Source organism: Pseudomonas thivervalensis, from assembly GCF_001269655.1.
GTDB lineage: Bacteria > Pseudomonadota > Gammaproteobacteria > Pseudomonadales > Pseudomonadaceae > Aquipseudomonas > Aquipseudomonas thivervalensis.
The window spans coordinates 242,117-253,520 of the sequence record NZ_LHVE01000006.1; the positions used below are offsets into that span (position 1 = coordinate 242,117).

General features: G+C 63.1%; 12 protein-coding genes. 6 read left to right on the top strand and 6 right to left on the bottom strand.

All coding sequences use genetic code 11. From position 1 onward, the window contains the following. Positions 1–4 precede the first annotated feature (4 nt). From AD659_RS07065 to AD659_RS07075, 3 genes are all read right to left on the bottom strand, one after another. Positions 5–334, bottom strand: coding sequence for a hypothetical protein (locus tag AD659_RS07065; RefSeq protein WP_053119980.1), 330 nt, complete (start codon positions 332–334; stop codon positions 5–7). A gap of 338 nt (positions 335–672) precedes the next feature. Further along, complete coding sequence (locus tag AD659_RS07070; protein WP_053119656.1) at positions 673–1,884, bottom strand: cytochrome c biogenesis protein DipZ; 1,212 nt, start codon at positions 1,882–1,884, stop codon at positions 673–675. A 214-nt stretch (positions 1,885–2,098) separates the two neighbouring features. Then, positions 2,099–2,362, bottom strand: a complete 264-nt coding sequence (locus AD659_RS07075; RefSeq protein WP_053119659.1) for a DUF2790 domain-containing protein — start codon at positions 2,360–2,362, stop codon at positions 2,099–2,101. A 223-nt stretch (positions 2,363–2,585) separates the two neighbouring features. On the opposite strand from AD659_RS07075, the gene AD659_RS07080 reads away from it, so the two are divergent. The 4 genes from AD659_RS07080 to AD659_RS07095 all read left to right on the top strand — a co-directional run bounded on the left by AD659_RS07080 (position 2,586) and on the right by AD659_RS07095 (position 6,240). Beyond that, positions 2,586–3,326, top strand: coding sequence for a response regulator (locus AD659_RS07080; protein WP_003202589.1), 741 nt, complete (start codon positions 2,586–2,588; stop codon positions 3,324–3,326). Then, complete coding sequence (locus AD659_RS07085) at positions 3,323–4,633, top strand: ATP-binding protein (RefSeq protein ID WP_053119661.1); 1,311 nt, start codon at positions 3,323–3,325, stop codon at positions 4,631–4,633. Before AD659_RS07080 ends, AD659_RS07085 begins: the two co-directional genes overlap by 4 nt. Before the next feature lie 444 nt (positions 4,634–5,077). Beyond that, entirely contained in the window at positions 5,078–5,713 is a 636-nt protein-coding gene (locus tag AD659_RS07090) for a ferric reductase-like transmembrane domain-containing protein (RefSeq protein ID WP_053119663.1), read from the top strand. 17 nt (positions 5,714–5,730) lie between these two features. Continuing rightward, positions 5,731–6,240, top strand: coding sequence for an HvfX family Cu-binding RiPP maturation protein (locus AD659_RS07095; protein WP_053119665.1), 510 nt, complete (start codon positions 5,731–5,733; stop codon positions 6,238–6,240). Between the two features lie 111 nt (positions 6,241–6,351). Here the strand turns inward: AD659_RS07095 and AD659_RS07100 are convergent, their stop codons facing one another. The 3 genes from AD659_RS07100 to AD659_RS07110 form a co-directional block, all read right to left on the bottom strand. Then, positions 6,352–7,110, bottom strand: coding sequence for an HvfC family RiPP maturation protein (locus AD659_RS07100; RefSeq protein WP_053119667.1), 759 nt, complete (start codon positions 7,108–7,110; stop codon positions 6,352–6,354). Next, complete coding sequence (locus AD659_RS07105) at positions 7,103–7,948, bottom strand: HvfB family MNIO-type RiPP peptide maturase (RefSeq protein ID WP_053119669.1); 846 nt, start codon at positions 7,946–7,948, stop codon at positions 7,103–7,105. The genes AD659_RS07100 and AD659_RS07105 overlap by 8 nt, the downstream gene beginning before the upstream one ends. A 234-nt stretch (positions 7,949–8,182) precedes the next feature. Then, complete coding sequence (locus AD659_RS07110; protein WP_053119671.1) at positions 8,183–8,569, bottom strand: HvfA family oxazolone/thioamide-modified RiPP metallophore; 387 nt, start codon at positions 8,567–8,569, stop codon at positions 8,183–8,185. Between the two features lie 299 nt (positions 8,570–8,868). On the opposite strand from AD659_RS07110, the gene AD659_RS07115 reads away from it, so the two are divergent. After that, positions 8,869–10,668, top strand: coding sequence for a thiamine pyrophosphate-requiring protein (locus tag AD659_RS07115; RefSeq protein ID WP_053119673.1), 1,800 nt, complete (start codon positions 8,869–8,871; stop codon positions 10,666–10,668). Between the two features lie 11 nt (positions 10,669–10,679). Continuing rightward, positions 10,680–11,360, top strand: coding sequence for a DUF2238 domain-containing protein (locus tag AD659_RS07120; protein WP_053119675.1), 681 nt, complete (start codon positions 10,680–10,682; stop codon positions 11,358–11,360). Positions 11,361–11,404 lie beyond the last annotated feature (44 nt).

Consider the following 11,404-nt stretch of genomic DNA (forward strand, 5'->3'; position numbering starts at 1 on the left):
GCGCCTATCGGCGCGCCAGCTCATGACGGACACATTGTTCGTAGTAGGTCTGCTTGACTGCGGCCGGCTTGAGCCGCGAAGCGCTGTTGTAGGTCTGCTCGGTAATGCCCAGGGCGGTCATGCGCATCCAGGGCCGGGGAAACTTGCGCACTTGCAGCTTCTTGCGCGCGCCGTACAGGCTGACGCCAGACAGCTTCGATGCCTGCGCCCCCGCCGCGATGTCCGAACCCCACCGGCACACCGATTGCTGGTTCTGCGTCAACGCCCTGGCCTGGGCCTCAAGCGAAACGGCAGCCAGGAGAAACGTCGCCACGACCCACATAGAAATACGCATAGGTTTGTCGCCCAACTTTCTGAAAGGAAAGAAGTTTGCCTCTATGCAAATGAGCAAGGGGCCAGCATTTGCACGCCATTCTCGAATCCGCCTTCAATCCCTTGTAGCGGGGGAGCTTGCTCCCGCTGGGTCGCGCAGCGGCCCCCTGTATTTGCCTGACACACCGAGTTTGCCACGGCTTTCTTGGGGCCGCTGCGCAGCCCAGCGGGAGCAAGCTCCCTCGCCACGGGAACGGCTTGCCTTCGCCATCTGCGATATCCGTCCCCAAGCGGCACCAAACACTAGAAACCGCTAGAGAATTTAATTGTAACTTATTGATATATAACGCTTTATTTTGATTATTTACTTATCTTCACCTCCTGCAACAACCGCTGGATCACCTGCTCCTGCTCGCCATAGCGCCCTTCGCCAAAATGGCTGTAGCGCACCTGCCCCTTGGCATCGATGAAGTAATGGGCCGGCCAATACTGGTTGTTGAAGGCGCGCCAGATCGCATACTGATTGTCGATCGCCACTGGGTAACGGATGTCCAGCTTGCGCACCTGCTCGCGGACGTTGTCGATGATCTTCTCGTAGCCGTATTCCGGGGTATGGACGCCAATCACCACCAGCCCATCCTTTTCATACTTCTTCGCCCAGTCGTTCACATAGGGCAAGGTGTGCTGGCAGTTGATGCAGTCGTAGGTCCAGAAGTCCACCAGCACCACCTTGCCCCGCAGTGACTCGCGGCTCAGCGGTGGCGAGTTCAACCACTGCACCGCGCCGTCCAGCGCAGGCATGGCGCCCTGGGATTCGAGGGCGGGCATGGCACTGGCGCCGGCCTTGCTCACCACATAGTCGATGGCCTTGGGCACGTTCTCCAGCAGGCTTTTTTCCAAGGTGGTCGATTGTTGAGACGAAGTCGCCGCCAGCAGGCGGTTATCCGCCCCAGTGCCAATCGCCACGGCCGCCAGTAACACCGCCAGCCCTGTTCCCCGGCGCAGCCATGTGGTGATCGGCAGCGAGAGTTTCAGGCGCCCGACCAGACCACGCCCGGCCAGGATCAGTGTACCCAGGGACAAGGCACTGCCCAGGCCGTAGGCGAGTAACAGCAGGCTGGTTTGCGCGCTGGCGCCTTGCAGCATGGCGCCGGTCAGGATCACCCCGAGTATCGGCCCGGCGCACGGCGCCCAGAGCAACCCGGTTGCAACGCCGATCAGCACCGAGCCCACCGGCCCGGCCATCCGCCCGGCCCCGGCGTCCAGGCGATTGCCCAGGCTGACCAGCGGCCGCGCCAGCCAGATGCCGACCCGACTGAAGATCAGCGACAAAGCGAACACCACCATCACCACCAAGGCGACTTGCCGGCCGACGCTGCTGGCGCGCACCACCCATTCGCTGCTGACCACCGCCAGGCTGGAGACCAGGGCGAACGTCAGCACCATGCCGCCGAGAGTCAGCAGCACCGAGCCACGGGAACGATCGGCCCGGGCGAACAGAAACGGCACCACCGGGAGAATACAGGGGCTGAGGATCGTCAGGATCCCGCCGAGAAAAGCGATCAGAAGCATGGCAACACCTCAACATAAAAGGCCGACGCAAACCCTGTGGCGAGGGAGCTTGCTCCCGCTGGGCTTTTGTAGGAGCTGCCGAAGGCTGCGATCTTTTGATCTTTCGCTTGTGATTCAAGTGTCTGGGGAAAGATCGCAGCCTCGTTGCACTCGACAGCTCCTACACAGCTTCTACAGGCCCAGCGGGAGCAAGCTCCCTCGCCACAAAAGCAGGTCAGTTCTGGTTGCTGCAGTTATCGGAAAACTTGCGATAGTCCAGCGCTTGCGTGTGGCCTGCCGAATCCAGGTAGGTCATGTGGGCGTTGACCACGCCGCAGGTCGGTTCGGCATCTTCGGTAAGGGAAAGCACCTTCTGGATATCCAGGTGGCTGCCATAGGTGTAAGTGTGCGGTTGCACGTTGCTTTCGGCCCGGGCCGACAGGGTGCAGATGTTCAGCGCGGCGAAGAGGCAGGCGGCGTAGAGGGCTTTGGTGTTCATGGCAATTCCTCGATTCAATGGGGGTTATCTGCCGAGGCCTGTGTGTTGCCTCGATGGATGCCATTGAATGCCGCGCAGGTATCGCGTCTGTATCGAGCCGGGTGGCTTTTTGCATCGCTGTGTATCCGTCGCGCGCCAGATACACTGCAATACAAACCGCCGCGAGCCGGGCCGGCCGGCGCCTGTAGACTGCTCGCAACGAAACGCCGAGGAGCTGGACACCATGGATCATGTCGATCACGTGCTGATAGTGGATGACGATCGCGAGATCAGAGAGCTGGTTGGCAACTACCTGAAAAAGAATGGCCTGCGCACCACCGTTGTCGCCGATGGCCGGCAGATGCGCGCTTTCCTGGAAACCACTCCGGTGGACCTGATCGTGCTGGACATCATGATGCCCGGTGACGACGGCCTGGTGCTGTGCCGGGAGCTGCGTGCCGGCAAGCACAAGGCCACACCGGTGCTGATGCTCACCGCACGCAACGACGAAACCGACCGCATCATCGGCCTGGAAATGGGCGCCGACGATTATCTGGTCAAGCCGTTCGCCGCCCGTGAACTGTTGGCACGGATCAACGCCGTGCTGCGCCGCACCCGCATGCTGCCGCCCAACCTGGTAGTCACCGAAAGCGGTCGCCTGCTGGCGTTCGGACGTTGGCGCCTGGACACCACCGCCCGCCATCTGCTGGATACTGACGGCACCATGGTTGCCTTGAGCGGCGCCGAGTATCGTTTGTTGCGGGTATTCCTCGATCATCCGCAACGGGTGCTCAACCGCGACCAGTTGCTTAACCTCACCCAGGGCCGGGACGCCGACCTGTTCGATCGTTCCATCGATTTGCTGGTCAGCCGCCTGCGCCAGCGTCTGTTGGACGACGCCCGGGAACCGGCCTACATCAAGACCGTGCGCAGCGAAGGCTACGTGTTCTCGCTGCCGGTGGAGATCCTCGAGGCGTCGGTATGAGCCTGCCGCTGCGTTGGCCGCGGACCCTGGCCTCGCGGCTGTCGCTGATCTTCCTGATCGGCCTGATCCTGGCCCAGGGCTTGTCCTTTGGCGTCCAGTACTACGAGCGCTACCAGAGCGCCCGGTCGACCATGCTTGGCAATCTGGAAACCGATGTCTCGACCTCAGTCGCCATTCTCGACCGCCTGCCTGCCGCCGAACGTCAGGCCTGGTTGCCGAAACTCGCCCGGCGCAACTATGGCTACCTGCTCGACGAAGGCCTGCCCGGCCGACCGATGGACCTGGCCGACGCGCCGATCTCGGTCAGTTCGATCCAGGAAGCCATCGGCCAGGCCTATGGCCTGACCTTCAAGCAGATTCCCGGGCCGAAAATGCACTATCAGGCGCACCTGCGCCTGGGGGACGGCAGCCCACTGACCATCGACGTACGCCCGGCGATGGCGCCTCTCTCTCCCTGGCTGCCGATGGTGTTGCTGGGGCAGTTGGCGCTGTTGATCGGCTGCACCTGGCTGGCCGTACGCATCGCCGTCGGTCCCCTGACCCGACTGGCCCAGGCGGTGGAAACCCTCGACCCGAACGCCCACAGCGTCCGCCTGGACGAAAAAGGCCCGACCGAAGTGGTGCATGCGGCCAAGGCCTTCAACGCCATGCAGGATCGTATCGCCGCCTACCTCAAGGAACGCATGCAGTTGCTGGCGGCGATTTCCCATGACTTGCAGACCCCCATCACGCGCATGAAGCTGCGCGCCGAGTTCATGGACGAAGGCATCGAAAGGGACAAATTGTGGAGCGACTTGAGCGAAATGGAGCACCTGGTACGTGAAGGCGTGGCCTATGCCCGCAGCATCCACGGCGCCACCGAGGCCAGTTGCCGGATCAGCCTGGATGCGTTCCTCGACAGCCTGGTGTTCGACTACCAGGACACCGGCAAGGACGTGCAACTGTCCGGGAAAAACGCCGCCGTCATCGACACCCGCCCCCACGCCCTGCGGCGGGTGCTGATCAACCTGGTGGACAACGCCTTGAAATTCGCCGGCGCGGCGCAGATCCAGGTGCAACGGGCCGATAACGGGCAACTGGCGATTCAGGTACTGGACCGTGGCCCCGGGATCAACGAGCAGGAACTGGCCGAAGTGCTCAAGCCCTTCTACCGGGTGGAAAGCTCGCGCAACCGGGAAACCGGCGGCACCGGCCTGGGCCTGGCCATTGCCCAGCAACTGGCGATCGCCATGGGCGGCTCACTGACCCTGCGCAACCGCGACGGCGGCGGCCTGTGCGCCGAATTGCGCCTGGCATTTGCCAGCTGACAATGCCCCACACTGTTTTGGGGCGCTGCAAATATGGGTGCCTCATCCAGTTCCCCTGTGGGAGCGAGCCTGCTCGCGATAGCGGTGTGTCAGCCAGCATCATTCAACTGACCTGACGCATTCGCGAGCAGGCTCGCTCCCACACCGTTCTGTGGCGTTGCGAATATGGGTGCCTTACCAATTCCCCCTGTGGGAGCGAGCTTGCTCGCGATAGCGGTGTGTCAGGCAACATCTGGTGAACTGACCCAACGCCATCGCGAGCAAGCTCGCTCCCACAGGGGAGTTGGCATCGGGTTTGTATGTCAGTGTGTCTGCAGGCAATCGGCACACACAAACTTGCACAATGCTGCGCCGCGGACACACCCCGCTTACACCGGCTTGAAAGACTCCCTCCAACCCCGGCGACTCTCACGACCGGGCCCCCGACATCCAAGGAGCCTTTACATGCCTACCCCAACCGCATCCCCCTTTCGTTACCAGGGCTGGTCGCTGTTCAGCCTGCTCGCCGCCCTGGTGTTGTTGATGACCGGGTTGATCCTGATATTCAACCCGGACCTGACCGAAGGCGTGCGCAGCGCCATTCGCGCCACGGCTCGTTCATCCTTCATTCTGTTCCTGCTGGCCTTCACTGCCTCGGCATTCGCGGTGCTGGTGCCCTCACCCCTGAGCCGCTCGCTGGTGCGTGAACGGCGCTTCATCGGGCTGGCATTTGCCTTCTCCCATCTGGTCCATGCCGTGCTGATCTACAGCTACGGCCAGCTCAATACCGAGTTCTGGCCCGGCCGTACCACCCTCGGCAACGTTCCCGGCACCGTGGGCTACGTGTTCGTCCTGCTGCTGGCGCTGACCTCGTTCAAAAGCACCACGCGCCTGATCGGTTTCAAGGCGTGGAAGCGCCTGCATGTCACCGGCATGTGGGTGCTGGCGGCGATCTTTGCCTATTCCAACTTCAAACGCATCCCCATGAGCGCCTGGTACGTGTTGCCCTTCGGCCTGATCTGCGCCGCCACCGCCGTCCGCCTGGTGGGCAAGCTGGCCCAGGCCACCCAGCGTCGCCAACGGCCGCAACACGCGGCTTGAGCCCAGGGAGATCGATCATGTACGCAAATGCCTTGAAAACACTGCATACCCAGCTCGACAACGTCGGGGCATGGCTGGCGCCGCTGAGTCTGCGCCTGTTCCTGGCTTGGGAGTTCTTTGAGTCCGGCCTGGAGAAATGGAACGGCGAGAACTGGTTCGCCGAAATCCAGTCAGCGTTCCCCTTCCCGTTCAACCTTGTGCCGGCCCAGTGGAACTGGGAACTGGCGATGTGGGCCGAGCTGATTGGCGCCATTGCCCTGTTGATCGGCTTGGGCACCCGCCTGTCGGCGCTGGTGCTGATCGTCGTCACCGTGGTGGCGACCGCGGCCGTGCACTGGCCGGCGGATTGGTCGAGCTTGAGCGAACTGGCCCAGGGTTATGCGATTACCAACAAGGGACACGGCAACTTCAAGCTGCCGTTGATCTATCTGGTGGCGTTGCTGCCGTTGCTATTGCGGGGGGCTGGGAAGTTGAGTGTGGATGCGGTGCTGAGGGCTGGCCTGCATCACCACCCAGGCAAGGCCTGACAAAAATCCCTTGTGGGAGCGAGCTTGCTCGCGATGGCATGGGTCAGTCGGCGTCAACAGTGACTGACATACCGCCATCGCGAGCAAGCTCGCTCCCACAGGTTTTGAGGGTCAGGCGAGTTGTGGCTGTACGCCAACAACCCCTTCATCCTGCATCCGCTGTAGCAGTGCCACAGCGCTGTCCATGAACTCGAATGAAGCGACCCCCGCCTCCCGCGCCAACGCCAGCAACTGCCCTCGCCCCGTCAACCCCGGGTATGCCTCGATGCGCTGCAATAGCCGCCAGGCCAACGGGCTGAGTTCGGAAAAACGCACCTCGAACCCACGCGTTCGCCGCACCAGCAACAGCGTCGGCTGCGCCGGTGGTGTCGAAGGCTGGTAGTTCGGCGCCAGGCGATGCACCGGCCACTGGTACGCCAGCGGCCAGGCCAAGGGCGAGACACGTAGCGGTGAGTCGAGCAAGGACGTCTCGTCATAGGCCAGCAACGGCTCGGCCTCGGATTGCAGCAGCGCCATCTCGACCCACTCGTAGTGCGCCAGCTCCGCCACGAATGGCGGCCAGTCCGGAGAGGGATGGTCTGCGAGGTAGCCCACGAATTCCTCGGCGATATCACCAAACTTGGGGGTGGCACAGCGATGTTCACGCAGGAAACGGCGTACGTAGGCACGCCAGGGGTCCTGGCCCAGCACGCTCACCAGCACCGGGAAAGTGCCACTGAGCAACGAACGCATGTTCTCGAAGATCAGGTCGCGGTACACCTGCGCCCGCGCCGCGTCCATGCCAAGCGGGATCGGCCAGTGTTCCGGGTCGCGCAGGTAACGGGTCAGAGCCTGTTGCTGTTGATGCAGCGTCTGCCGGGCCTCAGCCATGGGGCACCGCCTGCCGGGTGATGGCCTGGTCCTGCAACTGGCGAATGGTCTGCAATTCGGCCAGCAGCGTGGCATAAGGCGGAAAGTTGAAGTCCCGTTCGAGCAAGGTCGGCTGTACGCCAAACCGTGCGTAAGCCTGGGCCAGCAGTGCCCAGACCACCGGCTTGACCGGCGCGCCATGGCTGTCGATTTTCAACGTGTCGGACTCGTCATAGTGCCCGGCCACATGCATCGCGACCACCCGCCCCGGCTCAAGGCCCGCCAGGAATGCCAGGGGATCGAAGCCATGATTGACCGAGTTGACGTAGACATTGTTGACGTCCAGCAACAGGTCGCAATCGGCTTCGCGCAATACCGCTCGGGTGAATTCCAGCTCGCTCATGTCCTGTTGGGGGGCGGCGTAATAGGAGACGTTTTCCACCGCCAGCCGTCGTCCTAGTACATCCTGGGCCTGGCGGATCCGCGCCGCCACGTGATGCACCGCTTCCTCGGTAAACGGCAGCGGCAGCAGGTCATACAGATGCCCTTCATCGCCGCAGTAGCTCAAGTGCTCGCTGTACAACGGCACTTTGAAACGCTCGAGGAAAGCGCGCACCTGGCCGAGAAACGCCAGGTCCAGCGGCGCCGGCCCACCGAGGGACAACGACAGGCCGTGGCACGACAACGGATAACGTTCGGCCAACGAAAGCAAGGCGGCGCCATGGGGGCCGCCAATGCCGATCCAGTTTTCCGGAGCGACTTCGAGAAAGTCAAAATCCCCGGGCGGCGCCTGCCGCAGTTCAGCGAGCAAGGCCCGGCGCAGGCCGAGGCCTGCCGAAGGTTGAGGTAGATTCAACATGACACATCTCCTGGGGAAACGAGATGTGGTGAGCCTCATGAGACGATCAATCGCACGCCAGAAAGACGAACACCCGTGGCGAGGGAGCTTGCTCCCGCTGGACTGCGCAGCAGGCCCAAAAAAATGGGGCCGCTGCGCGACCCAGCGGGAGCAAGCTCCCTCGCCACGGGTTCTTTGTTCGATGCCGCATCATTGGGCTGGCATCACCTCATCAGGCTCACCACCGGGGGCGAATCAGGACTCGATAGCCGCCCCGCACTTACCCTCGCCACATTTGCCTTCCGCAGTCTTCGCCTGGGCCGACAGGTATTGCTTGGCTTCCGGCAACGAGATGCCGCCATCATGGTTGGCGTCGATCTTGTCGAACTCAGCCGCGCGCTCCGGTGCCGCGGCGATGAACTCGTCCCGCGAGACCTGGCCATCGTGGTTTTTATCGGTCTTGGCGAACTTGTCCTCGCCGCACTTGCCTTCGGCGGGTTTCTTCACGGTATCGGCGGCCGCCAGGGTGTAGCCCTGGGCCAGGTCGTTCATGGTCAAGGCCGAAGCCGCCGTGGAGAGCCCCAAGCCACCGACCAAAGCCAGGCCGAGTGCAAGGGATGAATTGCGAGAGAAGTTGAGCATGGGGTATTCCTCTGACGATTGACGATTGATCCACCAGTCACCGGTACCGAGGCTCGGTGCCGGCTGGCTGGCGTAGTTAATCGCCGGTGTGTATCCGGCCTGTGTCGCCAGCCCGGGCCTTCGTCAAGCCGGTGTATCCAAGGCTGCGCGGTACACACTGCGATACACGCCCGCCCCGCCGCAGGTCCCTGCCGTGGAAAAAATCGAAACCTTGGGCCGCGTGCGCCGGTCAAGTCCTGTATGAACGTCAACCGCTGCACGTCGCGCCAAGCGACCGTGGCCAGAAACGAGGGACAGACATGAGCATGACCGTCGGTGATTTCCTGGTGGAACGTCTTTATGAATGGGGGGTTCGCCGTATCTATGGCTATCCGGGCGATGGCATCAACGGCGTGTTTGGCGCCCTGAACCGCGCCCAGGGAAAAATCCGCTTCATCCAGGCCCGCCACGAGGAAATGGCCGCGTTCATGGCCTGCGCCCACGCCAAGTTCACCGGCGAGTTGGGCGTGTGCATCGCCACCTCCGGGCCCGGCGCGTCCCACTTGGTGACCGGCCTCTACGACGCCCGGATGGACCACATGCCGGTGCTCGCCATCAGCGGCCAACAGGCACGCGCCGCGCTAGGCGGGCACTACCAGCAGGAACTGGACCTGGTCAGCCTGTTCAAGGACGTGGCCGGAGCGTTCGTGCAGCAAGCCAGCGTGCCCGCCCAGGTGCGCCACCTGCTCGACCGCGCCGTACGCACGGCGGTGGGCGAGCGCCGGGTCACGGCGCTGATCCTGCCGAATGACCTCCAGGACATGGAATACACCGCGCCCCGCCACAAGCACGGGACGGTTCATTCCGGCGTCGGCTACCGCAAGCCCAGCGTCGTCCCCTACGAAGAGGACCTGCGCAAAGCCGCCGAAGTCCTCAATGCCGGCAAGAAAGTCGCCATCCTGGTCGGTGCCGGCGCGCTGCACGCCACCGACGAAGTGATCGCCATCGCCGAGAAGCTCGGCGCCGGGGTGGCCAAGGCGCTGCTGGGCAAAGCCGCCGTGCCGGATGACCTGCCCTGGGTCACTGGCACCATCGGCCTGCTCGGCACCGAGCCCAGCGACAACCTGATGGCCGGCTGCGACACGCTGCTGGTGATCGGCTCCGGCTTCCCCTACGCCGAGTTCCTGCCCCCTGAAGGCCAGGCCCGGGGCGTGCAGATCGACATTCAAGCGGACATGCTCAGCCTGCGGTATCCCATGGAAGTCAGCCTGCATGGCGACAGCGTCGACACCTTGCGCGCCCTGCTGCCGCTGATCGAAGAAAAAACCGACCGCGCCTGGCGCAAGAAAATCGAACACTGGCGAGAACGCTGGGACCGCACCCTGGAAAAACGCGCCCTGGTCGCCGCCAAACCGATCAACCCGCAGCGGGTCACGTTCGAGCTGTCGCCACGACTGCCGGAGCGCGCGATCATCACTTGCGATTCCGGGTCTTGCGCCAACTGGTTCGCCCGGGATATCCAGATCCGGCGCGGCATGATGTGTTCGCTGTCCGGTGGCCTAGCGTCGATGGGCGCCGCCGTACCCTACGCCATCGCCGCGAAGTTCTGTCATCCAGAGCGGCCGGTAGTGGCCCTGGTGGGCGATGGCGCCATGCAGATGAACAACATGGCCGAGCTGATCACCGTCGCCAAATACTGGCGCACCTGGGCCAACGGCACCTGGATCTGCGCGGTGTACAACAATCGGGATCTGAACCAGGTGACCTGGGAACAGCGGGTGATGGAGGGCGATCCAAAATTCGAAGCCTCCCAGGACATCCCCGACGTGCCCTACCACCTGTTCGCCGAATCCATTGGCTTGAAAGGCATCCTGGTGCTGCACGAGGACGATGTGGCCACGGCCTGGGAAACCGCGCTGGCGGCCGAGCGTCCGGTGCTGATCGAATTTCGCACCGACCCCGACGTGCCGCCGCTGCCACCGCACATCAAGCTGGAACAGGCGAAAAAGTTTGCCTCGACCCTGCTCCAGGGCGACCCGAACGAGCGAGGCATCGTGGTGGAAACCGCCAAGCAGGTCCTGAGCACCCTGCTGCCCGGCCATCGCACGGATAAAGAGTGAGGCGTGACGCAATGCCCACTGTTGAGCTGCATCGTCGCTATGAACGGTCCCTGCTGCTGGCGTTCTGCGTGGTATGGGGCTGGCTGGCCATCGCGCCGGTAAAACGCAGCGACTGGCTGGCGGAGAACCTGCTGGTCGTTGTGTTGATGGTCGTGCTGGTGACCGTTCATCGGCGGTTCAGTTTTTCCCGGCTGTCCGCCACGCTGCTGTTCGTGTTTCTCTGCATCCATGAAATCGGCGCCCACTACAGCTACGCCAAGGTGCCCTATAACCAGTGGTGGCAGGCCCTGACCGGGGGCCAGACGCTGGACCAGCTCATGGGTTTCCAGCGCAACCAATTCGATCGGCTGGTGCATTTCAGCTATGGCCTGCTGCTGGCCTATCCGCTGCGCGAGGTTTTGCTGCGGGTGGCGCCCGCAACGGGATTCACGGGCTATCTGCTGGCCTGGAGCCTGATCCTCGCGTCGTCGGCCATTTACGAGATCATTGAATGGCTGGGCGGTGCCTATATCGGCGGCGACACCGCCAAGGCCTTTGTCGGCGCCCAACAAGATCCGTGGGACTCGCAAAAGGACATGGCCTTGGCCGCGCTTGCCGCGTTCATCGCCCTGCTGGCCGCCGCCGGGGTCAGTTACCTGCGCCAACGGGACGTCGCCCTCGAATGGGCATCACGCTTCAAGGCCCGCACATGATGAGGACAACGCAGTCTGTCGGCCCGTTGTCAACATGACTAAGT